The organism is 'Nostoc azollae' 0708 (assembly GCF_000196515.1).
In the GTDB taxonomy this organism is placed as follows: Bacteria; Cyanobacteriota; Cyanobacteriia; order Cyanobacteriales; family Nostocaceae; genus Trichormus_B; species Trichormus_B azollae.
Map to the genome: position 1 here is coordinate 5,052,289 of NC_014248.1, position 25,709 is coordinate 5,077,997.

The 25,709-nt window shown below is 40.2% G+C and carries 19 protein-coding genes and 2 pseudogenes; 10 read left to right on the plus strand and 11 right to left on the minus strand.

Annotated features, from left to right (window positions below):
• Window positions 1-62 precede the first annotated feature (62 nt).
• Both AAZO_RS23515 and AAZO_RS23520 read right to left on the minus strand, forming a co-directional pair.
• Window positions 63-665: a DUF6658 family protein gene (locus tag AAZO_RS23515; RefSeq protein WP_013193080.1), complete on the minus strand. Its 603-nt coding sequence runs from the start codon at window positions 663-665 to the stop codon at window positions 63-65.
• 68 nt (window positions 666-733) lie between these two features.
• Window positions 734-1,273, minus strand: coding sequence for a DUF6658 family protein (locus AAZO_RS23520; RefSeq protein WP_013193081.1), 540 nt, complete (start codon window positions 1,271-1,273; stop codon window positions 734-736).
• Window positions 1,274-1,529: 256 nt separating this feature from the next.
• Between AAZO_RS23520 and AAZO_RS23525 the strand changes: the two genes are divergently transcribed.
• The 5 genes from AAZO_RS23525 to AAZO_RS23540 all read left to right on the plus strand — a co-directional run bounded on the left by AAZO_RS23525 (window position 1,530) and on the right by AAZO_RS23540 (window position 5,517).
• Window positions 1,530-2,447 carry a lysylphosphatidylglycerol synthase domain-containing protein gene (locus AAZO_RS23525; RefSeq protein ID WP_013193082.1) on the plus strand — a complete coding sequence of 306 codons (918 nt, stop codon included), beginning with the start codon at window positions 1,530-1,532 and terminating at the stop codon, window positions 2,445-2,447.
• A gap of 757 nt (window positions 2,448-3,204) precedes the next feature.
• Entirely contained in the window at window positions 3,205-3,414 is a 210-nt protein-coding gene (gene ndhL / locus AAZO_RS32180; RefSeq protein ID WP_013193083.1) for an NAD(P)H-quinone oxidoreductase subunit L, read from the plus strand.
• Window positions 3,415-3,440: 26 nt separating this feature from the next.
• Window positions 3,441-3,743 (plus strand): DUF3007 family protein, encoded by a 303-nt coding sequence (locus AAZO_RS23530; protein ID WP_013193084.1) that lies wholly within the window; start codon window positions 3,441-3,443, stop codon window positions 3,741-3,743.
• Between the two features lie 70 nt (window positions 3,744-3,813).
• Window positions 3,814-4,620, plus strand: a complete 807-nt coding sequence (gene trpA, locus AAZO_RS23535; RefSeq protein ID WP_013193085.1) for a tryptophan synthase subunit alpha — start codon at window positions 3,814-3,816, stop codon at window positions 4,618-4,620.
• Between the two features lie 243 nt (window positions 4,621-4,863).
• Complete coding sequence (locus tag AAZO_RS23540; RefSeq protein ID WP_013193086.1) at window positions 4,864-5,517, plus strand: hypothetical protein; 654 nt, start codon at window positions 4,864-4,866, stop codon at window positions 5,515-5,517.
• A gap of 67 nt (window positions 5,518-5,584) precedes the next feature.
• On the opposite strand, the gene AAZO_RS23545 is transcribed toward AAZO_RS23540, so the two are convergent.
• A complete protein-coding gene (locus tag AAZO_RS23545; protein ID WP_013193087.1) occupies window positions 5,585-7,504 on the minus strand; it encodes a serine/threonine-protein kinase in 1,920 nt (639 codons plus the stop codon).
• A gap of 165 nt (window positions 7,505-7,669) precedes the next feature.
• Here AAZO_RS23545 and AAZO_RS23550 point away from each other — a divergent pair, with 165 nt between their 5' ends.
• Window positions 7,670-8,158 (plus strand): hypothetical protein, encoded by a 489-nt coding sequence (locus AAZO_RS23550; RefSeq protein WP_013193088.1) that lies wholly within the window; start codon window positions 7,670-7,672, stop codon window positions 8,156-8,158.
• 635 nt (window positions 8,159-8,793) lie between these two features.
• On the opposite strand, the gene AAZO_RS35880 is transcribed toward AAZO_RS23550, so the two are convergent.
• Window positions 8,794-8,937, minus strand: a complete 144-nt coding sequence (locus tag AAZO_RS35880; protein ID WP_187289563.1) for a hypothetical protein — start codon at window positions 8,935-8,937, stop codon at window positions 8,794-8,796.
• Window positions 8,938-8,981: 44 nt separating this feature from the next.
• A pseudogene (locus AAZO_RS32185) lies at window positions 8,982-9,458 on the minus strand (M16 family metallopeptidase); the annotation flags it as partial.
• 171 nt (window positions 9,459-9,629) lie between these two features.
• Between AAZO_RS32185 and AAZO_RS34505 the strand changes: the two are divergent.
• The 3 genes from AAZO_RS34505 (at window position 9,630) to AAZO_RS23565 (ending at window position 10,706) form a co-directional block, all read left to right on the plus strand.
• Window positions 9,630-9,857, plus strand: a complete 228-nt coding sequence (locus AAZO_RS34505) for a helix-turn-helix domain-containing protein (RefSeq protein WP_041640488.1) — start codon at window positions 9,630-9,632, stop codon at window positions 9,855-9,857.
• Window positions 9,858-9,902: 45 nt separating this feature from the next.
• Window positions 9,903-10,133 (plus strand): winged helix-turn-helix domain-containing protein, encoded by a 231-nt coding sequence (locus tag AAZO_RS44330; protein ID WP_049790495.1) that lies wholly within the window; start codon window positions 9,903-9,905, stop codon window positions 10,131-10,133.
• Window positions 10,134-10,226: 93 nt separating this feature from the next.
• Window positions 10,227-10,706 carry a transposase gene (locus AAZO_RS23565; protein WP_041641988.1) on the plus strand — a complete coding sequence of 160 codons (480 nt, stop codon included), beginning with the start codon at window positions 10,227-10,229 and terminating at the stop codon, window positions 10,704-10,706.
• A 216-nt stretch (window positions 10,707-10,922) separates the two neighbouring features.
• Here the strand turns inward: AAZO_RS23565 and AAZO_RS23570 are convergent, their stop codons facing one another.
• The 6 genes and pseudogenes from AAZO_RS23570 to AAZO_RS23595 all read right to left on the minus strand — a co-directional run bounded on the left by AAZO_RS23570 (window position 10,923) and on the right by AAZO_RS23595 (window position 23,354).
• Window positions 10,923-12,992: a prolyl oligopeptidase family serine peptidase gene (locus tag AAZO_RS23570; protein WP_013193089.1), complete on the minus strand. Its 2,070-nt coding sequence runs from the start codon at window positions 12,990-12,992 to the stop codon at window positions 10,923-10,925.
• 121 nt (window positions 12,993-13,113) lie between these two features.
• The gene (locus AAZO_RS23575; RefSeq protein ID WP_013193090.1) at window positions 13,114-17,964 is read right to left on the minus strand and encodes a hybrid sensor histidine kinase/response regulator; all 4,851 of its coding nucleotides are present in this window, start codon (window positions 17,962-17,964) and stop codon (window positions 13,114-13,116) included.
• 136 nt (window positions 17,965-18,100) lie between these two features.
• Window positions 18,101-21,028, minus strand: coding sequence for a methyl-accepting chemotaxis protein (locus tag AAZO_RS23580; RefSeq protein ID WP_013193091.1), 2,928 nt, complete (start codon window positions 21,026-21,028; stop codon window positions 18,101-18,103).
• Between the two features lie 16 nt (window positions 21,029-21,044).
• A complete protein-coding gene (locus AAZO_RS23585) occupies window positions 21,045-21,572 on the minus strand; it encodes a chemotaxis protein CheW (protein ID WP_013193092.1) in 528 nt (175 codons plus the stop codon).
• A gap of 13 nt (window positions 21,573-21,585) precedes the next feature.
• Window positions 21,586-21,951 (minus strand): response regulator transcription factor, encoded by a 366-nt coding sequence (locus AAZO_RS23590; protein ID WP_013193093.1) that lies wholly within the window; start codon window positions 21,949-21,951, stop codon window positions 21,586-21,588.
• A gap of 197 nt (window positions 21,952-22,148) precedes the next feature.
• Window positions 22,149-23,354, minus strand: a pseudogene (locus AAZO_RS23595) (response regulator).
• Window positions 23,355-23,931: 577 nt separating this feature from the next.
• Between AAZO_RS23595 and hmpF the strand changes: the two are divergent.
• On the plus strand, window positions 23,932-25,692 hold the full coding sequence (gene hmpF, locus AAZO_RS23600; protein ID WP_013193094.1) for a pilus motility taxis protein HmpF: 1,761 nt from the start codon (window positions 23,932-23,934) through the stop codon (window positions 25,690-25,692).
• Window positions 25,693-25,709 lie beyond the last annotated feature (17 nt).

Genomic DNA, 25,709 nt, shown 5'->3' on the forward strand with positions numbered 1-25,709 from the left:
AATTGAAGAAATTGAATAAAAAAATGGTGGGCAATGTCTACCTGACCAACATCAAATTAATTTCAATCAGGTTCTCTTAAAGTTCTTTTGACTGCTTCTCCTGCATCTTCAGTTCTGCGTTGAATATTTTTACCAACATCTTCAGTTCCACGCTGTACATTTTTGGTTAAACCTTTGGCAGCATTTCCAACATTCTCCTGAAGATTTTCTACTCCTCTTTTAGTCCCTTTAGTTACTCCTTCTCTCACTTCTTTGGCTGAACTTCCCACATCTTCACCTAAATTTTTTACTCTCTCACCAAAAGGCGTTCCTTCCCGATAGTTACGGACATATTGATCGGTAGTATCAATTCCTTTGCGTTCAATGTTTCTCTGAGCATTTTCTATTAGTGCATCTGCTCTATCTCTGGCTGATTTTTGTGCTTCTCTTGATCTAGGATCAACATCACTAAAATTGTTCATTCCCCCTTGATATGGAGAAATAGGATAATCTTTTGTGGGGTCATATCTTTGCACATTTGGCGGTTGTCCCGCAGGTTGAGGTGGTTGTCCGGCTATAGTGGGACGATTACAAGCTTGGACTAGAAACAGAAAAGTTGCTGCCAAAAATACCGTTATAATTTTCAGTGGGCGTAGATTCTGTACCCAAGTAATTAATTTCTTCACCTTCTTCTCCTTGTATTTTATTATCTGATTTAAAAATCAAAGTTCTATTTGCCTACAACTGGATCTTTTTATAGATCAGGTTTAGCACTGGCTTCATCTCCGTTCTCTTTTAAAAATCCTGAAGCTTTTTCAACTGACTCTGTGACAGTTTCCATTCGCTCTTGAATGCGAGTTTTTATATCTGGTTCACGCTGAATTAATCCACCTGGTTCAGAATGTTTGAATTCTTCTTGTGTGATAATTGGTAGTTCTGCTTCTTTCCTAACCCTACCTGAAGATTTTTCTGCACCAGGGTAAAGAATTTCTGCTTCTTTATTCACCGCTAGTAATAATTGTGATGTTAAAGGTAAACTAGCTTGATCATCCTCTGAATTACCATGTTTAGCAGTTACTTTTGGGTCAGTGGATATTCCCAAATTTGTATATTTGTCACGACCACTCTGATAAGGATTATTTGCTCCACCAGCTTGTACAGGAGTACTTTTGGGTACACCTTGAGCATTTACTCCACTACAAGCGGTGTTAACTATCAATAATATTCCAGCTACAAAGATAGTTATAATTTGGCGTATTTGCAATTTTTTACAGAAATTTATCAAGTATTTCACTTTTTCCTCCTTATGCAGGATTAAACTTCAATGAGTTGTCAGATTATTAATTTACACAGCCAATACTTACACATATTTGGTAGAGGCTTAAGTTATTAACATACATCAACAACATTTACCAACTTAAAAAAATAAAACCCTATCAACCTCTGGCGTAGGTCACATTTTACTTCTGAAAAAATTACAATTCTATCTAACTATGGAGAGATATTATTTAATATAATAATTTTGGCAATTTTACGGTTAAATTCTACTAATGAAAAAAGTTTTACGCTGGTTCATTTTGGGGGTAACACTGTTTTTTTTAGGAAAAGCCTTAAAGGATAATTGGTCAGAAGTGAGTTCTATGCGTATTGATGCAGCAGGATGGGCAAGTTTGGCAGTTGCAACAGGTGTAACTTTACTTGCACATACGTGGGCTGGTTGGATATGGACTTGGGTGTTGCAAGAGTTAAATCAATCTGTATCATCGCCTCAGTTTATCCAAGTTTACCTAAAGACGAATATAGCTAAGTATTTACCTGGTAATGTTTGGCATTACTATGGACGAATTTTAGCGGCTAAGAATGCTAATGTTTCTGCGGGTGCAGCAACTCTAAGTGTTTTACTAGAACCTTTACTGATGGCTACTGCGGCTTTGATTATTGTTGTTTTATTTGGTAGTCAATTATTATTAAATAATAGTAATTTTGTGATCCAAATTCTGCAAATTGTAAGTTTATTTGTGGTGCTTGGTGCTGTTCATCCTTGGCTTTTAAACCTATTGATTCGCTTTTTATATAGGTTAAAGAATAAAAAATCTGACCCTGAGAATCAGTCTATTAGTAGTTTAAGTATTGAATGTTATCCTCTACGTCCTTTGTTGGGAGAACTAGTTTTTTTAGGATTGCGTGGAACTGGATTTATATTAACTATGTATGCTCTGGGTTCGTTAGACTTGAGCCAAATTCCTTTATTACTGGGTGCTTTTAGTTTTGCTTGGGTGCTAGGATTAGTTGTTCCTGGCGCACCTGGTGGTTTGGGAGTTTTTGAAGCAACGACTATAGGAATTTTACAGCATCGTTTCCCTGCTGCTTTGGTAATAAGTGCGATCGCACTCTATCGTCTCATTAGTATTTTCGCAGAAATCGCTGGCGCTGTTTTAGCTTCCCTCGATGAACGCGTTGCTAGTTAATAAGAAAAAATGGGTAAACAGTTTTTACTACCATTTACCCATCCTCTCATTTTGAATTTTTTTAATGGGGGTGGGGGGACTTGAACCCCCACGACTTTTTACAGTCAACGGATTTTCATTCTCTCGCAGCTTTCACTACTGCCTTGTTGCTTCAGCAACTTCAGGCTTTGAGAATTGGACTCTCCCTTTACCCTCGGCTTTACGTTAGGGTAGCTCCCGTCGAGTCTCTGCACCTTCCCGGAATTTTGAATTTGGGATTTTAAATTTTGAGTTTAACTCCAAAATCAAATCTCAAGTCTAAATTTTCTGGGCTTGGCTCAGGATTGCCATATCTGTAAACAGATTTAGGTTTCCCTGAATTTGAGAGCTTCCACTTAAAAGATTTCTCTATCAAGGCCCAGTTTTCTAAGTCCGTAGCGTCTACCATTCCGCCACACCCCCAAAGGGTTTCCGATGTCTGGAGGTCAAGACCTCTTTGTCTATTTTACCATTAGTTGCATCTTTTGCGCAAGTAGTTTGAAAAATTTTGTTCTTAAACAGGATTTTTTCTTATCTAGCAACTAATCGCTTTTTATGGCAAAATCTCATTCATTATATCATAATTCTAGCTGGAATTTGCGATTATGACAAGAAGTAGTTGAAAAATCTATTTGCTTTTCTAGCAAAAGCTATCAGTGATACTTCCCTGAGTCTGACAGTTCATCATATCATGGGGAGTAGATGCACCAAATAGTCTTCTCAAATCCGACAAAGAATTATGGTTGTAGCACTACTGTATCTGATTTTGGCTGGAGCTTATCTTCTGGTAGTACCAATGGCTGTGATGCTTTACCTAAAGCTGCGGTGGTATACGGCTAGTTCTATAGAGCGTGGCTTTATGTACTTTTTAGTGTTCTTCTTCTTTCCGGGTCTGTTGCTGCTCTCACCAATTGCAAATTTTCGACCCCGGCGCAGACAGATTGTTTAATTTAGATTTGTTAGGTCATTACTCTCATGCGACGCATTGACGCAATCGGAATTACTTTTGGCATTTTTGTGGCTGGTGGCTTGGCTTATGCAATCTTGCAGCTGGTCGGTTTAGATAGTCAAAGTGCTGGTATTTGGAGCCAAGCTTTACTGGTTGTGGGTTTGATTAGTTGGTTAGCCACCTATCTTTTCCGTGCAGGGAGTAAAAAAATGACCTACCATCAACAACGGGAAGAGTATGAAAAGGCGTTCCTACAAAAGCAACTGGATGAACTCACTCCTGAAGAATTAGCGAAAATCCAAGCTGAAATAGAATTGGGTGACAAGTGAATGGGGGCTGGGTACTGGGGGCTGGGATTGGGAATCTAACCAACTACTACTCACTACTGAGTAACGACTAATGACTACTACAATTTCTCGTTGTTTTGAAACTCTCAGACGGAATCACGAGTGCGCTCTGATTCCGTTTATTACTGCTGGTGATCCTGATTTAGAAACTACTGGTAAGGCTTTGCAAGTTCTAGATCGTTCTGGTGCGGATATTATTGAGTTGGGTGTTCCCTATTCTGATCCTTTGGCAGATGGTCCTGTGATTCAAGCGGCTGCTACCCGTGCTTTGGAGAGGGGTACTACTTTGGATCAGGTGTTGGCAATGCTGCACGCAACTACTCCTGGTTTACAAGCGCCAATTGTTTTATTTACTTACTACAACCCGATATTGCATCGAGGAATTGAGAAGTTTCTGGAACAAATTAAGGCTGCTGGTGTAGCGGGTTTGGTTGTTCCTGATTTACCTCTGGAAGAGGCGGCAGGGTTGTTAGAACCAGCTTCTGAGGTGGGGATTGATTTAACTCTCTTAGTCGCTCCTACAAGTTCTGCCCAGAGGATAAAAGCGATCGCTCGTGCTTCCCAAGGATTTATCTATTTGGTGAGTGTAACTGGTGTGACGGGAATGCGAAACCAAATGGAAAGCCGAGTTTCTGATTTACTCACACAAATTCGCTCTGTCACAGATAAACCTATTGGTGTGGGCTTTGGTATTTGGGAAACGGAACAAGCACGTCAAGTCCGAGAATGGGGTGCAGATGCAGCGATTGTCGGGAGTGCTATTGTCAAGCGGTTGGCAGAAGGAACACCGGAAGCAGGACTTGATGCGATCGCAGAATTCTGCCACAATCTGAAGTCAGGTATCAAAACTACCTCTTGATGATTTGGGAAAAGTAGATTAAAAAAGGTAACAGCGTAGTTTTTTTATCATCTATGTAGTGGACAATTTGACTGAATGTGGTTTTGAATGTTAACAGCACATACCAAGCTGAAAAAAAACTACCTGATAAATTTGCTTATAGTTTGAGTTTTATGTGAATTGAAACAGGCAAGACATTATGAGTGTGAGAGCGAGTCAGTTAAAATCAAGTTATGCTACCGTCGGAGTTGAGGGGTAAAAACGATGAGTGAAAGTATGGCATTTATCGGCGGAGTTGCTGTAGCTGGTCTGGCGGCTCTCCTACTGTTGAAAGGAACAAACACCCCAATACAATCTAACTTCGCTGCTGCTCCACAAATGCCAGCCACATTTGTAGCACCCCAGGTTATGCAGCAGCCCATACAGTATCCACCTTACGGACAACCAGTATATACAAATCAACAACCCGTAGCGCCCAATTCTAGTCAGAGTCCGGAAGTGGAAAAGTTGAATACGCAGTTAGAAAAGCTGAAAGCTGACAACGAACAAATACGGTTACAAAATATCCAATTACAGGGTCAATTACAAAATTTCACCCAACAGCAGTGGCAGTTAGCCCAACAGCAAAATCAACCAAGAGTAGCTGCACTACCTCCTGAACAAAATCGCTGGTGGTCTTCACCGATCATTTGGGCTGTGGGAGGAGCTACACTCACTATTGGTGGTGGTGTTGTTGTCGCTGGGGTCTTATCTTTATTTTCTCCCAAGCAACGTCCTACTCGCACTGTGCAGGTGATTCACCCCTACAATGGACCGACACCACCTTTGGCTACTGTCCGACGGGCTGAATTGTTACCATCCTCACGCCCAGAAGCTAGACGAGTGGTGGAGAATGCGGAATACGACGAACTACGCTAACAGGTTGGTAATTGGTAATGGGTAATTAATTGTTAATGGGAAAAATATGATTTCCATTACCATGCAGTTAAAAGGTGCTTTCAGGCTTGTCTGTATCACTAGGGGCTTTTGTAGTGGTTGTTGTCTTTTCATAAATTTTATTATCTTCCTTGGGAAGAACTTGTTTAGCAGCATTTTGCGCTGCTTGTTTAAACATTGGGTCTAATTTATCTTGCCAGTATTTAATATTGGGTAACTTTTCTGGATGATCTCGATAAGCTAGGACTTTATCCCATTGGCCGTTATCAATGGCTCGGTTAATTTCATTAGCAAGTGCTTCGGCTTTTTCCCAATCTTTATGCCATTGATTCATAATTTCAAGAGTTTCTTTGATTCCTGAAGCAGCATTAGCTGGAACTGATTTGAGAATTGTGATCGCACCATTTACATCACCTGACTCAAACTTCTGTCTGGCACGTCCTACTATTTTCTGTTTGTCCTCATTAGCTGGCTTTCTCTCAGTTTCAGAAGTTGATTGATCAGATATTTCCGCTTTGGAAGTAATGGAAGTAAATACAGTAATTGGTTTTGCTTGTGGTGTAGGAGTTGATCGAGATGCTATTAAAGGCTGATCATCTACGGTTTGAATGGAAATTCCTTGATCCCTTAAACAAGAAATCCATTGATCATTATTAGAAATCACATCTGAATGCGCCCAAGCCAAACGTCCAGATTTTAGTTTCAGTTCTATCCAACCACGTTTTGTGCGCTTACCAGTAATATCAAATTCACTAGCATCACCAACTATTTTTAAAATATTATCAGAATTGATAGCACTCGGTTCAGAACGGATATTAGAATTAGCTGTGACTACAGCCAAGCAGTTTTTCGTGCTACTTTTTGCTGTCCAATTAGCAGCTATATTTTTCACATTGGGATATAAATTTGTGACCAAAGCCGCTGCACTACCTGCTAATAAGATGGCAATGATTAAAGGTAATGGATCAGGTTTACTAGATTCTGTAAGAGGTTTATTAACTGCATTGTTAATTACAGGATTAGTAGGGGCCACAGCGACAGTGTGCTCTGAAACAACTTGAGATGGGGGTGGGAAAGATGGAGATTTGTGGGCTTTGTAGCTAAGTTGTTTCGGAGCTTCTGAAGATAAGGAATATCCAGAGGTAAGATTTAGAAAATCTCTACACGCTTGCAGTGCTTCTGTAGCTGTTTGGTAGCGGTCTTTGAAGTGATAACGCACCATCTTACTTAAGATTTCTGCCAAGTGGTAGTTAACAGGAAGAAAATGCTGCCAGAGGATTTCACCGGTATTAGAATCTTCTTGTAATTGCTTGGCTGGTACTCCGGTTAAAGTTTGAATAGCAATAATCCCCAGGGAATAAATATCACTATTAGGACGGGGTTTACCTTGTCCCTGTTCTGTAGGCATATAGCTAGGTGTACCAATAGCTACAGTAGCAGTAGTCCGTGCGGCAACTGTGACTAAAGGCGATCTCAATTGTTTGACTGCTCCAAAGTCTAGCAACACCAATCTATAATCACAAGACCGACGAATGATATTGTCTGGTTTAATATCCCGGTGAATTACACCTTGTTGATGGACAAATTCTAAAATACCCAGAACTTCTAGCAACATTTGCATGACTTGGCTTTCACTCCAAGGTTCGCCGGGGATTAGTTCTTCACTTAGGGTATGTCCATCAATATATTCTTGGACTAAGAAAAATTCTTCATTTTCGTCAAAATAAGCGAGTAGCCTGGGTATTTGGTCATGATTACCTAGCTTTTCTAAAGTTTCCGCTTCGTTATTGAATAGACGTTTAGCAGTTTCAAAAATTTTGGGATCTGTGCTAGCTGATTTGAGGTGTTTGACGACGCAAATGGGATTACCAGGTCGTTTAGTATCGTGGGCAATATAAGTTTGACCAAATCCTCCCGTTGCCAAAATGCGTATGACTTGGTACCGATGGTCTAGTAGTTTGCCTATCATATTCCCTCCCCAGTTTTAACACCTAATTTTCCAGTTGGTAGTCAATATCTCCAGATTTTCTGCTAAGAAATCCGCTATCTTGAGAAAAGATTTAGAGTAAAAACACAGTTTTTGAATAAAACTAACAAGTTCTTTCTTTTCTTTTAGCATCTCTGTTAACTAGCAATGCCACCTAAGATAACAAATTCCACTGTATGGCAGCAATCCGAACTGCTGATGCAGCCTGCTTTTATTCGGGTTGTCGATAATATTCGTAAGCACCTTGATATATCCTCGTGGAAAGGAACTTATCATGATGTACTGATTTGGCCTCCTGGTTCAACTGATGAAACAAAAGTCGTAGTGACACACTGGTTGCAAGATATGGAAAATGCCACACCCCAACAGGTGGAAGATTTTAGGAAAAGTCTTGCCACTTTACCTATGCCCCATCCAGGATACCATTTGCGCTTGCAACGTCAAGAGCAGCAAGTTAATGTGGATTTGTGGGATCTGTGTTATCAAGTGTGTTTCTTAAATTACGATGCTGAGAATATCTCAGTGGATATTGATACTAGTTTATTCGATGACTTAGGAGAAGTGGATTGGCAACATCTGGAAAATAAGACGAAGATGCTGGTCAACCAGCTATTTGAGAGTTTACCAGAGGCTTGATGTCTGGGGGGTGTGGTATGGGAATATACACCCCTCTCATATACTTGATCAAAGAGAATTCAGAGGTTGTTTTAAACGTCTTTCTTCACCTGCCAATATCACTAAATAAAAACTTATTAGAGAAACAAGAAAAGATATTCTCAGTTCTATGGAATGATCATTCCATTCACGATTTGGGAAACCCTTTTTAAGGGCTTCAATTTGCTCTTTAGTAAAAGTGGCGGCTATTTCTGGTGAGATTTGAGCAAAAAAGTTTTCGCGCAGAGGATTAATATCCTGTTTTTTTTATTTTGTACTATTGTCATATTTTCGTTGCAGAGATATTTTAAGATTAAGCGTATTACATCTATTAGTTAATAAATAACACATTTTTTTATAAAATTTCCTGTAATTACACCAAAAAAATTTTCGTTTTTTTGCCAAAAACAACTTATTTCGGACTATATTTTGTTATTTGTGTTCATGATGATTTTACGAATAACCAGTCAATTAGACAACACGGAAATTTACTGAAGCGCATCCCAAAATTTGTTGCTTAAAGGGGAAAGGGAAAGAAAAACCTTTACCCTGTAACCTTTTTCTAAACTAATTTACCACTTCCCGGTTCAAAATTTAGTCAAAATTTAGTGTTGTATTCAGATGGACTGCACCGTATGCACATCTTCGGGGGTAACTTGAGCGCTCGCACTCAAATACTTTTCAATATAATGAAAGTCTCCAGCAGTAACTTGGTTATACGCCAAGTGACTAGCTTGACTCGTGATATCTTGATTATTCAAAATAAAACTAGCTTAGAGTTGTATTGTCGCTCGGTTTAATTCTTCATGACCACACGCTTTTCAGTAGTTAGTTGCTCTGAGTCTATTAAAGCATTTTTCATGCGATCGCTTTCCAGAGTCAACAGTGCTTCTAACTTATCTCACTGCACTGTACCAAAATAAGCCGTTTCATCAAAATAAGCCGTTTCATCAAAAGTAGTAAAAGCATTAAACTGACTACCCAAATTGCACCGGACGGTCAGTAGTACCCTTAAACATTAAATGTTCAAGTTGGTGAGAAATCCCATTTTCTCCTTTTCCCTCATTGCGGGAACCAACCTTATACCAAACCTGCACACTTAGGTGCAGTATGTACTTCTTTGGTGAGTACAGTTAAGCCATTTTCCAACACCGTTTTTTGCACCCCTTGGGTAAAACAGAGTGCAGAAAGAGATGTAACTACTGGTGTGGCAGCAGTGGTAAAATTGCCAGAAAACGGCATGAACACTCAGAATCAGACTGAGACACAAAGGTAAGACCATATAAAAACGTAGCTTCATAAGCCATTCACGAAAAAAAGTTACAGTTGTAGAATAGAGTCTGAGAGGATAGACGAACTAGGTTTTTCTATTTACATTTAATACCAAGTCTAAATGAGTGTAGATAGAACTGTAGAATAAAGAACATGGAAGATAAAGACTCATGAGGAAGCAATGGCACGCCCTTTCAATCTAGAAGTTCAAGAAAGTGCTGAGTATTTGTCAAAAAGCCTGAAAAATGCGCGGACAGCATTAGACAAAGAACGTTTACAAATGCTGTGGTGGATAAAAACAGAACAAGTAACCCAGCATCAAGAAGTGAGCCGAAGATTGGGCAGAGATGGGTCAACAATAACAGGATGGTTACAAAGGTATGGAAAAGGAGGACTATCTTCTCTTTGAGAGGTAAAAACTGCGCCTGGGGCAACTCCTTTAATACAAGGTGAAATGCTATCACAACTAATATCAAAGTTAGAATCCCCCCAAAGGTTTAGCAGTTATAGGCAAATTGTGGAATGGCTAGAGCAAGAATGGCACGTCCAAGTCAAATACAAGACAGTTTACAGTTTAGTGCCCTACAAACTAGGGGCAAAATTGAAAGTACCTCGACCCATCAGCTCATCACAAGATGAGCAAGCTATAAACCTTTTTAAGAAAACATCCCCCTTGCCTTGGTAGCTTTAGAGAAACTATTGGGTGGGGGAAAACGACTGAGTTACCTGTGCCAGGACGAAACCAGATTAGGTTTGAAGACCGAAACTGGACGAGTGAGTGATTACGGCTCGTGGTGTTAAACCTGTAGTGAGGGTGCAGTGGCCACGAAAAGCATTTTGGCTTTATGGAGTTGTTGAACCCACCTCTGGATGGCATTTTTGTCAGGAATATCCTCATCTAAACAGTGAAAATTTTCAGAAATTCTTGGATGTCCTATCTCAAGAATTAGGTTCTGATATGGCATTAATGCAGATGGATCAAGCTTCTGCACACCAAGCTTTGGCACTGTCTTGCCCTAAAAATATTATTCCCATTTTTCAACCATCTCACTCTCCTCAACTTAACCCCATGGAGCGATTATGGCAGTTTATTAAACGTCAGTTCAAAGGTGAAAGTTTCTCACATCTCGACCAATTGCGTCAAGGAGTTCAACATGAATTAGCTCAATTATCTTCTGAGGTCATATCCTCTTTGACCAGTTATGATTTCATCCTTGAAGCTCTGTTTCACCAAGCTTTATTCTGTGCAGCCTCATAGAGAATTGGTATAACTTAATTCCTCTTAATTAAATTGACTAAAATATCTAGCCACCCCAAGCAACAACAGATAAATTATGACACTCACCGCTACATAATATAAATATGTAGAACTAAATGAGCATCATGTTCCGCTCATAGTGGGAACGACAATGAAAGTGATTGAATTAGTTACAGGTTATCTTGTTCTCCAACCACAAAGACACAACGAAAAAACCTAAAACTCAACCCCCAAAACCCGCACCAAAAACGCCCACTTATCCGCCGCTTCCTCAATAATTTTCGCCGTCGGTTTACCTGCACCATGTCCAGCTTTCGTTTCAATTCTAATCAACACCGGTGCATTACCAACATGACATTCTTGCAAAGCTGCCGCAAACTTAAAACTATGGGCAGGAACTACCCTATCATCATGATCAGCCGTAGTAATTAAAGTACTAGGATAAGCTGTCCCCATCTGCAAATTATGCAACGGTGAATAAGCATAAAGAGTTTTAAACTCCTCCGCATTTTCCGAAGAACCATATTCAGCTATCCAAGCCCAACCAATAGTAAATTGATGGAAACGCAACATATCCATTACACCCACTGCGGGTAAAGCAGCAGCAAATAAATCAGGGCGTTGTGTCATACAAGCACCCACTAACAAACCACCATTACTACCACCACCAATAGCCAGTTTTTTAGGTTGAGTGTAATTATTAGCAATTAACCATTCAGCCGCAGCAATAAAATCATCAAAAACATTCTGCTTTTTCTCCTTCATTCCCGCTTGATGCCATTCTTCTCCATATTCACCACCACCGCGCAAATTAGGTACAGCATAAACTCCCCCCATTTCCAGCCACACTAACAAACTTACGGAAAAATTAGGAGTCAAAGAAATATTAAAACCGCCATATCCATAGAGATAAATTAGGTTATTACCATCTAATTCAATGCCTTCTTTGTGAGTGATAAACATCGGTACTTGTGTACCGTCTTTACTTTGATAAAAGACTTGTTTTGTCTCATAATCATTAGGATTAAAATCTATCTTGGGCTGACGGAAAATTTCACTTTTACCAGTTTTCATGTAGTAGCGGTAGATAGTGTCCGGTCTAATAAAGCTGGTGAAACTATAAAATGTTTCTGTATCATAACGTTTACCACCAAAGCCTCTAGCAGAAGCGAGTTCTGGTAATTCTACTTCGCGGATAAAGTTACCAGTGAGATCAAATATTTTAATTTGGCTGTGAGCATCTTGGAGATAATCAGCCACAAATTGATTATTTAAAATGCCAACACTTTCTAATGTTTCTGGGGCTTGGGGAATAATTTCTAACCAATTTTCTGACGCTTGATTTTGAGTATCAATGGCAATAACTCTACCCCGTGGTGCATTTAAATCTGTACGAAAGTAGAAAACTCCATCATCATGATCAATAAAGCTATAATCTGCCTCAAATTGGTTAATTAATTCGACCACCTCAGCATTAGGGTTAGTCAAATCTTTGTAAAAAGCCAAGTTTCTGTAGTCAGTCCCTAGCCAAACAGAAATAATCAGATATTTGCCATCTTCTGTTACAGTTCCACTAAAACCCCATTCTTTTTCATCAGGACGATGATAAATTAATATGTCTTCTGATTGAGATGTACCAAGTTTGTGGTAATAAAGTTTGTGGTAATAATTAACATCTTCTAATTTGGTTTTTTCATTTGGTTCATCATAACGACTGTAGAAAAAACCTTGATGGTCATTAGTCCAAGAAGCACCAGAAAATTTCACCCATTTTAAATGATCTTGTAAGTCTTCACCTGTTTGAATATCTCTAACTTTCCATTCTTGCCAATCTGAACCACAGGTAGATAAACTATATGCTAAAAGTTGACCATTTTCACTAATTTCAATTCCCAAAAGAGCAACTGTACCGTCTGCGGAAAGTTGATTAGGGTCTAGTAAAACTCTAGGTTCTGCATCTAAAATGGGCAGAATATAGAGAACACTTTGGTTTTGCAGTCCGTCATTTTTGAAATAAAAGTAGTTTTCACCTTTTTTAAAGGGAATACCATACTTTTCATGATCCCATAATTTTGTGAGACGCTGTTTAATTTTTTCTCGCGCTGGAATTTGGTTTAGATAAGTGAAAGTAATTTGATTTTGTGCGTCAACCCAGGCTTTTGTTTCTTCCGAATCTGGATCTTCTAAAGCACGGTAAGGATCGACAACCACAGTACCGTGATAATTATCAACTTGATTGCTTTTTTTGGTGGTGGGATAGGTGAGAGGAGTTTGAGAATTAGACATAGTTATAGAAATTATTGCAGTGCATTCTCTATTTTCCCCATATCCCCATCTTTAGGCTACTACTCAAGAATATAAATTAGGTTTTGGGTAGTGAGGACTTTTCCCGGTCCCCAGTCCCTACTTAAGCGATAACCAGTTTTTCCCCTTTCAGCATCCGGGAAGCTGCTTCTAGTAGTGCTTCTTCTAGATAGGGTTTGGTAAAGTAACCACTAGCACCCAATTGAACGGCCATTTGTCTATGTTTATCTGCACCTCGTGAGGTGAGCATGGCTATAGGTAAATGATTGAGAGTGGTGTCTTTTTGGATGCGTGATAGCAATTCTAGTCCATCACATCTGGGCATTTCAATGTCACAGAAGACGATATCGCAAGGTAAACCAGAACGTAGTTTATCCCAGGCTTCTTGACCATCACGGGCTTGTTCAACGCGATAACCTGCTTTGTTGAAGGTGAGGGAAAGTAGTTCTCGAACAGTGATTGAGTCATCGACTATTAGAACTGTGGGTTCAATTTTTACTTCTGGGGCTTCAAGCATAGGAGGAAGGGCTTTCCGCGGCCAAGAACCGCCACCAATTTGTCTGGACATCTTACCTTGGAAGATGTCGATGATTTCTAAAACGTCGGCAATGGGCATAATGCGACCATCACCGAGAACGGTAGCACCGGCTACACCACTGGGTTTGGGTGCTGGCCCTTCAAATTGTTTAATAACTATTTCTTGCTCGCTGAGAACTTGGTCTATTTGGAGGGCAACCATTGAATTACCTGACCGCAAGATCACGACAGAAAGCATGTCATCATCTCGCGTACTGCTGTAGATACTGGCACGACTGATCTGGCGATTGAAGGCTAAAATTTCCTGTAAAGGTCGGAATGGTAGAACTGTATCCCGCCAGTAAATAAATGATTGTCCATCAATATCTTTGTGAATATCTGTGATGGGTATATCTACTGTGTCTTCTACGCCGTCCATTGGGAAGGCAATTCTGGATTTATCGGATATGCAGCAGAGAGCTTTGCAGATACTCAGGGTGAGTGGTAGACGAATAGTGAAGGTGGTTCCTTTACCTAGTACAGAATCTGTGCTAACTGTGCCGCGAATTTCGTTAATATCGTTTTCAACTACGTTCATGCCCACACCCCGGCCTTTGATATCATCAATTTCATCGGCGGTGCTGAAACTGGGCAGGAACAAAAGTTCATATAAGTCTTGGCGGGTCATATTTTGCGCTTCTTCTGGTGTGATGATCTCTTTTTGAATTGCTTTGAGTTTGACGTTATGGTGATCAATACCAGCACCATCATCGGTCACGGAAATAACTGTTTGGTTGCCTTGGTGGAAAGCACGGATGGTAATGATGCCCAGAGGTAGTTTACCTGCTGCTTTGCGGACTTCTGTTGTTTCAATACCGTGAGCGATCGCATTGTTGAGCATATGAGTGAGTGGATCGGTCAGATGATCCAAAATCATCTTGTCAATTAATGTATCTGCCCCTTCTGTTACCAACTCTACTTGTTTTCCATACTTGATACCGTTATCCCGCACTCCTCGACGCAAGCGATCAATGGCTTGAGCAAAAGGCACCATTCGCGCTTTGGTTAGTCTTTCTTGTAGCTGGGTGGTGACTTGGCGGAACTGCCGTGCTACACGCTCAGTTTCTTCGGTGACAAAGTCAATGTCGCTGGCTGACTCCCGCAGTCGGACAATGTATTCTATTGTTTCTTGGGAGAGGGTATGGAAAAGGGTAAATTGATCCATTTCCAGTTCGCTAAACCCTCTGTCATTATTAGCATTGCTAGACTGTCCATAGTCTCTGGATCTGCGGCTGCTTAACAGAGAAGCTTCTAGGAGTGATCGCTCGTATAACTCCTGCATTCTTCCACCCACATCTGAAAGATGCTGTACTTGAATCAGCAAGTTATCCAATGACTGTCGCAGACGTTCATGATCCTGCTCTAAGGTGTTACGATTTACCACCAACTCTCCAACTAAGTTACTCATCTCATCCAGTTGTTTAACTGGAATTTTCATGCCTTCTTCTCTGAGCCGACGAGTAGTGGGACGTGGTGTTTTACTGGCAGTAGATTTTGTAGTTCTGCCTTGAGCTGCAATGGTTTGATTGACTTCAGCCAGCAATTTCTCTAAGTTCCTAAATTCATCGGATATTTCTGAGTCCACAAAAGCATTCTGAGCTTTGGAGACTGTTGGTTGACTGACTATCGGTGCTGTTTTAGGCGTTTGTGTTGCTTGGGCATCATCTGTATTCAGCAATGCTTCTAAAGCCGCAAAATCCACATCTGGCATGGAATCGACATTAGGGGATAAATCTATTTCTTCCTCTAAATCTAATAATGTTTCTAAATCAGCAAATTCATCCTGGATATGAACCTGATTTTCTGGATTAGCTACTGCTGTAGTTTCTGCCTCTAGTTCTTCATGATTTGCTTGTTCAAGGTTTACCAGAAACTGATCAGATAAATCATCTGTAATTTCGTTTTCTAGCCCCAATTCTAAGAAAGTAGCATCCCAGGAGGCAGTATTGATGTCTTGTACCAAAGTTTCGTTGACTTCTTCCTCTTGTGCCTCTGGCTGTGTCGCGACACTCAAATTGAGAATATTGAAATTATGAGCAGTATTAATCTTTGTATTTTCCTGGCGAGCAAGTGTTGAGGAACTTTGGCTTATACTTATATTCTCTAGGGAGACTAATACATTCTCTTTATTGTCATCAAAACCAGCAAAAATATCTAGTTCCAGTTCAGCATTTGTTTCGGAAAATTGTTTAGTAAATTCTGGACTAAAATCCAGAGTTTCTGGCTCAGGAGAGAAGCTATACATTTCTGGTAAATACAATTCACCATCATCAACAATGCTAAAAGTATATTGGGAATCTGACCAGTCAGAAAATATATTATTATCTGGCTCTGATACCAATCCCAAATCCCCTAATTTTTCTTGCTCCTGTGCAGTACAATCAAAGTCTTCCAAGTAATTCAGGTTAGAAAGTGGCTGTTGAGTATCACCTAAAGTTTCTCCAAATGATGCAAATATATCTTCTTCTAATTCCCTCACTACATCTTGTCCGACTCCAGCATTGACTCCTAATATTGCTGCTGTATCTGTCGGATTCAAGAAGTCAAAATCATTTTCAGCTTGTGAAATTTCTGCTGTTGATGTTTCTGGTAAAGAAAATATATTTATATCACCAATTTCTAAATCTTCGGTTGTTTCTATTGATAAATCTGCTTGAATAACGGGTTCTATTTCGCCCAGCAAATTATCTGAAAACAAGTTTTCTAGTTGAAGCTGATGCTGTTCTGATGTGGGTTCACCAGCTACAGTTATTTCCTCTGGTGAATCGATCTTGTTAGTGGCTGAAAATTCTTCAAAACTGCTGGTAGTGACTACGGATTCTGGTGGTGTGAGTTCCTCTGAACAAGGAGATTCGTCATCATCTGGTGTTAATCCCCAGAGACTTTCCACTAATTCATCCGTCGTATTGATACTTGTTAAGCCAATTTCTTCTGAAGATTGTGACTCTTCTGGCTCATTTATCGTCAATTCTTCATTATCAATATTAGCTAGGGAAAATTCTAAATTTGTATGAGTAATGGCAATATCACTATGTTCTGTATTCTCTAGTTCTGAAAAGAGTTCTCCAAAGAATAGGTCTTCTGTGATATTAGTGGGGCTTTGTCGCTGATCATTGTTAGTGTCATTATCTAATGGTGAAAGTAAATCAGCTAAATCGGCATCAGCATATTCAAATCCAGTGTTATTACTTCCTATTTGATGAATGGTAGTTTCTATGTTTTCTTCATTTTGCCAATGTTCTTCTAAATCAGGAGTCTCACCTTCAAACAAGTCTGCTAGGGCACCCAATTCAGCAGTTCCTACCTCTAGTCCATTATGGTCAGGAGCATTGCTATTTAGATTGAATATGTCGTTTTGATCAGTGAATAAGGAAGTGGCACTCACAGAAGTTATATCTGTTTCAGTTAGTGCTATTTCTGGCAGCAGTACATTATCTGTATGTTTTTCTAGTATATTTGCAACTCCTGTGACTGTTGGTTGGTCTTCAACCCAATCAAGTTTTAGTTCATCTGGCCACTCAAGTTCGGGAATTAGTTCCAGTGCTTCTAATTCCTGACAAATGGTTATTTCTGCTTCTCTACCTTGAATAACTAATTCTTGGGCTTGTTTAATTTCGGTAATAACTATTTTAGCTAAGGTCAAATAAGTATTATCAGGATTGGCTATCGCATTGGCAGCTGCTTGAGACAATTTGCACCAATTGGACAAATTCATTGTCTCACCAAGTTTAACTAACTTGTGACAGCATTCCTTTAAATTATCCCGTGATGAAGATGTGTTACCTTCCTTAAACAGTTGCAATATCTCCCGCAAGGACTTTAGTACATGAGAGTGAAACTCTGACCACTGTTCACTAGCTACTACAGCTTTTGCTGGCTCTTGTTGAGGTACTAAATCCTGTTTTGGTGCTTGTATGGGTGCATTTGCAGCAATGGGGGTGGTAGTTGCTCCTGATTGTTCAAGCAGTAGTTCTAAATGTTGATTTAGTCCCTCCAAGAATGGTTCAGTTTCTAACATCAAAGTATTAGCCGTTTCTTCTGACAAACCAAACGGACTACCCACATGATCTAACAACGCTTTTAAAGTATCAGAGACACCAAGAAACAAAGACTCTAGCTTTTGGTCAACCTGAACTGGATGCTCTTTGAGAACTTTAAAATAATCTTCCAAACGGTGAGATGTCTGCTGGATACTGTTTAGGCCCAGCATAGCTGCCCCTCCTTTAATGGAGTGAGCAGCCCGGAAGACTTCGTTGATCATTTCTGGGTCGTTGAGGGTATCTTGTAGCTTCAGTAACCCCTGTTCGATTGTATTCAGGTGTTCTCTAGCTTCTTCAATAAAGTAACCCAAAATCCGTTGTTGTTGTTCCGGCTGCATAAACAAGGATGAAGAATAAAGGATGATTGACACTCCCCAACCTCAAGGTAAAGGGATTCTTAAGTAGCCCAAAGGCTTATGTCAGGGTAGGAGCAAGGTGAAGCACAAATATATTTTATACTTCATCCTTATTCCTTTATTTAGATTCAATGGTTTCCACCCGGAAGCGTTCTACGGAAGCAATCAAGTCGCGGGATACTCCCACCAGGTGTTGTAAAGCGGCTGAGACTCGCTGTGCTTCTTGGGATGTTTCTTGGGCTGTGAGTTCCACTGATTGCATGACCTGAGCGACAGCAAGAGAGGTTTCGGTTTGTTCTACAGTATCGCTGGTAATTGAGCGTACTAGACTATCAATATGATCAGCTACTTGGATAATGTTTTCTAGCGCTCGCTTGGCTTCTTCTGCTAGTTTTGTTCCTTTAATTACTTGTTGTGTACCTTCTTCCATCGCTGTCATTACAGAGCTAGTTTCACTCTGGATTTGCATCACGATTTGTTCGATTTCTTTTAAAGATTTGGCAGATTTATCAGCTAATTGGCGGACTTCATCGGCTACAATCGCAAATCCTCTTCCCGCTTCTCCTGCTCTTGCTGCCTCAATACTGGCATTGAGCGCCAATAAGTTGGTTCTAGAAGCAATCTGGGATACCAAGGCGACGATAGAGTTAATTTCTTGAGAAGATTCTGCTAATCGCTTCACTTTGCGGGTAGTTTCTGCCACTGTTTCCCGAATTTCCAAAATCCCCGCCACTGTATTTTCTACTGCTTCTCCTCCTTTGAGAGCGATCGCACTGGCATCACGAGCTACAGTTTCTGCTTCTTTTGCCGCTACTGCTACGCGTTGAATAGATTCGGTCATTACCTGTACGGAATTCAACGTCACTGCTAACTCTTCTGCTTGACGCAAAGCATCCCCAGATAATGCTCTAGCAAAAGTTTCTGAATTAGTCGAGCCTTTGGTTACTTCTCGTGCAGCTACTTTCACCTGCTGCACAATATCCCGCAAGTTTTGAATTGTCAGGTTAAAGGCATCCGCAACAGCACCTAGTACGTCTGCTGTCACCTCAGCTTGAACTGTTAAATCTCCTCTAGCCGCGCCTTCTACGTCGTCTAAGAGGCGGATAACTTGGCGTTGCAAGTTTTCTTTTGCTTCCTCTTGTTCCACCGCCTTGCGTTGCGCTTCATTGGTAGTTGTGAAAATTACCCGCGCCATATCGTTGAAACTCGTGGATAAGTAGCCTAATTCATCTTCTGAGTAAACTGTGGCTTGAACATTGAGATTTCCCTCTCGGACAGCATCAAACTGAGCTTGTAAATCTTTAGTAGTGCGCCGAATTTGCTTAAGTGCGAGATTACCCATAAAGCCAGCGGTCATACCACCAGCTACTCCTGCGGCCAAAGCCATTGCCCAACCTGTATTCCGCACCGATTCCCGTTGTGAGGGTTCTGAAAATTCTGTAGCGCCAAAGCTAATCAAAGCTGCTACCACGGCTGAGGTTAGCCCCACTGTGCCAGCGATATACCATTGCTTCTTCTCTAGAGACGCATTCTCAAAAAATCCAAACAAGCCTTGATCTATATTGACAGTTGGTTCTAGTTTAGAAGCATCTGTTTCTGTAAAAACAGGAACTGCTTCTTGCGCTCCAGTAATTGTGAATAATTCTTCATCACGGTCAACGACGTTATTCAGTGAAGCATTATCAGTAAAACTACTGCTACCGCAGGTTTTACTAACTCTATTTTCCCTGGTGTCTGACAATAACTCTATATCATTGTAGTTAGAATCTGCACTGAGATCAAAGCTAGGAATACTGCCTAAATGATCAAATTCGTTAAAATCATCCAAAAACTGAATATTTTGTGGAGTTTCTCCCTGCAAACGGTTATTATCTTCATCACTAGCAAAGCTTTCTGAGCCAAAGGCAGACTCAAATGCTTCTAAATCGAAACTATCATCATCAAAGTTATGTTGATTTTGTTTCCCATCTGAATTAGCCTGCTGATCGGTATGATCAGAATTGTTATTTAAAGATGAAGATACTTGATTATTAAAGTTAGAAGCTGAGTTATTGTTTAGTTCCTCTGGAATTTTTTGTAACCAACTGTCTGCACTACTCAAAGAAGTCTCGTCACTGATGTCTATAAAATCTTCTCTAGTGAAATCATCATGGAGTTCTTGTTCATCAATGATGACATGAAGACTTTTCTGACTATTGCTGGAGAAGCCCAAATTCCCCATATTTATATTCTCAAATTCTGATGAATCTTCTGGTTGCCTGAATGATTCAGCCAGCGATGAAGCGTTATAGTCATCTGATAAATTAATATCTCCAAAATCTGAGTTCATTTGAACATCATTCATGGCTGAATCCGCTTGATCAGAATTTCCATCAAGGTCAGAGAAATGATTATTTTTTTGGCAGACAGGAGATAATTCCAATTCTCCTAATGCTTCACTGCCACTGCTACTTGCTTGTAGTTCAGTAAATGGTTGATCTAAAGCAAAAGGATCATTACCAAAATCTACTGTGTTACTGGATATTCGATCAAAGTTAAGACTGTCTAATGAACTATCAAACGGATTACTCACAGATATATCTTCGAGAGCTTCTTCAGATACTTCATAATCACCAAAAGATTTTAGATTAAAACTGGAGTTATCCAAGTCTATATCAACTCCTAAATCTAGTAATTCTCCTTCATCAGTTACCAGCCCGTTTGATACTTTCTCAGAATTTATTAGTTGTTCGAACTCTATTTCTGCTGCGTCTTCACGCAAAGATTGTAGATATAGATTGATATTTTCAAGATAACCAGTGGCAGAACCAATAATTCCTTCATCATCTGTTAAATGAAACACCTGCTCATATTCGGCTTTTGCTGTTTCAAAATGCTGCAAAACATAGTATATATGACCCCGCAACAGATGAGAATTAGGATCATCTGGTAGATTATTTACCGCTTGGTCCACTAAAGTAGCCGCAACCTCATAATCTCCTTGTGTATACGCTGTTACTGCCTGCTGATATTTAGAATTTTGATCATCTATATTTGTTGTTGCCATTTCCACCCTCCCGACTTCATCCTGCCCACCTAGCACTTCGCAAAATTGCCGTTTGATCTATTAGTCGCAGATACTTATTATTGTTAGTATCTAACCATTCTCCACGTAAAAAGGGAGCCATAGTATCTGGGATGTTATTTGGCGGCATCAAAGATTGTGCATCTAGCCAGCCCATACCACAGATTTGCTCGACCCCTAAGCCTACTATTATGTCTTGATCTTCAATAGCAATTACTGGTATCTCAGATTTATCTGTGTTTAAGGGAGTTGCATCCCCTAGAAATTGACCCAAATCTGCCACCCAAATTAATCGCCCTCGCAAATTAAGAGTGCCTAAAAGCAGTGGAGAAGCGTTAGGAATTGGGGTGATGCGATCAGGACTAAGTTCTATTACTTCCCGGATGCCAGTTGCTTGCAATGCAAATTCCTGATGCGAGGGAATGTAAAATCTTAAATGTAACTCCCCTTCAGGACTTTCTAGTTGTAATTCCGGGCGAAATTGGTCTTGACCACTACCACTTAAAAAGTCGGGTTTGCTAACCATGTTCTTTTCATCCTTATCCTCGCAGCAGTTGTTTGACTGTTCCTACCAATTCAGTTGGTTGAAACGGTTTGGCTATGTAAGCGTCGGCTCCCTGTTTCATACCCCAATAGCGATCAAATTCTTCACCTTTGGATGAACACATGACGACAGGGACATTTTGGGTCTTGGGATCGGACTTTAAACGCCGACAAAGTTCGTAGCCGTTCATCCGGGGCATGACAATATCTAAAACTACTAAATCGGGAGGTGTGCTTTGAATTGCTTCTAAAGCTTCTACTCCATCCCCAGCATGGGTAACAGTTAGACCACTAGCTTTAAGGAGGTCTGTAATCATCTCCCTTTGGGCGATACTGTCTTCAACAATCAGAACTGTACTCATAAATCCCTATCTACCTCCTGCTTTATACTTTCTTTCTCTGGAATTTTCCCCAATTGTCTATACAAGCGATTTATTGTATAAATTATTTATACTGCTTCACTAGTTTACTGAGTATGGCAGTTTTGCTAGTGTTGGCTGATTCTGTGATAACATTTTTTACCCTATCTTTGAGCAAATCCACAAGTCTTGTATTCTGTTTATTTTCCCACAGCCGAATCTATGTTGATATATTTTTCCACAAGCATCAGTAATTCAGTGTCTGCAAATGGCTTGGTTAAATAATCTGTAGCCCCAACCATCCTGGCTCTGACGCAATCGATAAATCCTTCTTTCCCTGTCAGCATGATAATTGGTAAAAGACGAAATGCTGTAGAATGTCACAGTATGGAACATATTTCATATCCATCTAATTCTGGCATGGCAATGTCGCATAAAATTAAATCTGGCTTGAGTTGAAAAACGAGGCTGAGGGCTTCTAAAGGTTTGGTGATCGAAATTGCTTCATACCCCTGTGGTTTTAAGATTGACTCTACTATTTCACAGATGGTGATTGCATCTTCAATGCATACTACCCGTCCTTTGTGTTTATCTACCTGCTGCCAGTTTGGTAGTTGATTATTAGCACCTGAAGTCACATAATATACTAATTGTAGCCATCCCTATTGTACGTAAGGATATATTGCTTTGGCAACGGTTAAAATATCACGATTCACATAACGAGCCAATTGGCGCAAAGTTGTTTTACCATCAGCCCAATGTTGTAATTTATTCACTTTTGATGCTAGTAGTGCGTCGTTGAGTCTGGTGGTGTCTGCCAGAACTAGTAACTGTTCTGGTGATTCTATATGTGGATACATGTGCTTCCGTTTTTGCACTTAATTGGTAATTTTTGTCACCAAAACCGTAATCTCCAAGTTAGTTAGTTCTGGGACAAGTGCTGCACCTAAATCAAAAATGAAACTACCTTGGTGTAAACTCAGTAAATCAAATAGTGTCTCATGCACCAAGCCGTGAATAATATTCCGGGCTACTTTTGGAGTGATTATATTCTGTTCCAAGAGTGACCAAATGTAACCATACTCCAGAGAAATCATTGATTCTAAGTTCGCAAGCTGCGTTTTATTACGCGGTTGTTCAACTTGGTAGTGACGCAAATAATCGTCAATTCGGTATAAACTACTTTCACCAGCTTGACAATAAACTATTTGCCCGTTTAGAAAAAATACGAACCAAGACTGTGGTTTACTTTCCCCCACAGGATGATCCTTGATACCTTCTTCTGGACTAGGTTTATGCCTCTGATAAGAGCTGTGCGCTTCCACCCACAACTGCCCTGTTCTTTGTCCTAAGGAAATCAGTTGTAGAATACTGCAAATATCCATCTCCTTTAAATTCCCCTGCATTTAGCTAAAAAACCCTCCTTGACTTTCCAGAGAGATTACTTGATTAATTGTTACCAAAATTAGGGTGCAGGGGTTAAGGTGCAGGGTGTATTGGGCTAATAAAAAATTATTTGATTAAATCAACACCCTGCTCGATACCCAAGTGGTTGAAAGCCCACGCCACTAGATTTCAGCGGGCAGACCCTGCCAACGCAGTGGCTCTTCAACTTATTGATGGGGATACCCCCACACACCGCACCCTACTTAAATTCAGGTTTTCCATATTTCCAGTAGAATGGCAGGATGATTATCTATGCCAGCAGTTTTAGTAACCAAGTATGATTATTTTGTAATGGATTTTTGACGAAAATAGTGTTCACACGGTAGCCGTAGTCACTATTATGTATACAGGACATAAAAGTTCCGCCCAGAGCGCATCTACCATATATCAAGATATATCAAGATATGAGATATCAGTTCCATAAATAGTTTTGTCTATCTTGTGCTGCTAAACTTAGCATAAATAAGATAAGTTAACAGAATAATCTAAGGTATATCCTAAAACACGGACATAAAGTGCATCAAAAGGACTAGCGGTGTGCTGTATCTAGCAGAAGTACAAAAGCAGAAGGGCGGTTTACTCGGTGGTGGTTCTAAAACAGAACTCAAACTACTAGCTTGTCAACGCAGCGACCAGAATTGGAGTACTGTATCGGAAGAAACTATTGGGGCTGAAGAAGCCAGTAAATTAAATGATGGCGCACTGGTACTGGTGGAACTGAGTCCGAATCGTCAAGTAAAGCGAATTCAGGAAGCAGGTCGTCCGCTAGTAAATATTTTGCAGAATTTTTCCCGCCAAATGGAAAAATTTAAGCTGAAAGAAGATGAGATTGACCAGTGGAAGCAATCGCTAATGTTTCAAGTCCAAGAGCTAAATCGCCGAGAAATGGAGATGGAATCGCGCTGGGAAGAACTGCAACACCTGGAACATGAGGTACAAGATTTAGAAAAACAAAAGCAGGAAGTGAAATCATCCCGTGAGCAAATTGAACAGCTCCGGACTGAAGTTGAACGCAATCGTCAGGAACTAGAAGGTGCTTGGGAGCATTTGCGGGGAGAACAGCGTCGTTTAGATGACCTCCAAGCATATTCCCCCCAAGGCACGGTTGTGGATGAGGCGCAAACTAAGGCAATTACTGATTTACTCAATCGCTTGTCTGGTGGTGTTGGTTCCACTGTTGCATTGCGGGAAAACCTCAATTTTGCTTTTGAACTCCTAGAACAACAGCAAGCTACTCTCAACCCACATTGGCAACAACTGGAGCAGCAACAGTCTTTAGCTCAACAACAACAAGGTGAAGTTGAACAACTGTCGCAATCTTGGCGCGATCACCAAACCGAATTTCAACAGTTCCAAAATTCTCTACACCAACAAATAGCCGAGTTACAACTAACTACAGCAACACTTAAAAACAAACAAGGGTTGTCTGATATACTTAAAGAACAGTTGGGAACTCAACAAGATTTATACCAACAAACCCAGGCTTTGGTAGCAATGGCTGACAATCTGCTTTTTGGCCAGCAAGTTGATGTAGAAGTTTTGGAGAACCTTTCCCTGGAAGAACTACAAAAAATAGTTCAAGACTTGCACGATAAACTGGAAATTGATTCTAGTTTCGTTCAAGACCAAGAACAAGAGCTAAATTGCAAAGAACAAGGTATAAAAGACTTAGAAGCAAACATACAACAAGTGTCTGGAGAAGAACTAAAAAATTTAGAATTAGAACTAGCTGAAGAAAAAGACCTCTATCGGATGCTCAATAAAAGTTTAAGACCTCAACGCAATAATTTACTCAGGCAGGAGCAAACTTTTAAACAGCACCAAAAGATACTGCTGCAACGACAAGGACACTTTGTTATCGACTCTCCAGGTAATAACACGATTAATTTAGATTCAATTGTTTCCCAAATTGATAACCAACGACAACACAATTTCCACGAATTGCAAAAGCTGGAAAATGAGATTCAACAGCTAAGTGCTGATATTGAGATTAAGCAGGGGGAAATTGATCATCAAACTCAGGAGCTAGAGTCCAAGGATCAAGAACTCAAATCAATGGAAGAACAACTACTCAACTTGCAAACGGCAACTGCTGAATGCTGGGGTAGGGTAAATTTATATCAACAAGCACTACAACCTATTCAAGATTGCTTGGATAGTTTGCGGGATAAGCTGCACACGATCTCAGACTCTTTAACTCATGTTGAAGAGGTTGGTGATTCTCAACGTCAGACTATTAGCGAAATGCGTCAAACCATTCAAAGTTTGATGAATATGCCGGATGTATTAGTTTCTTAGTAAAAAGGAAGGATTAA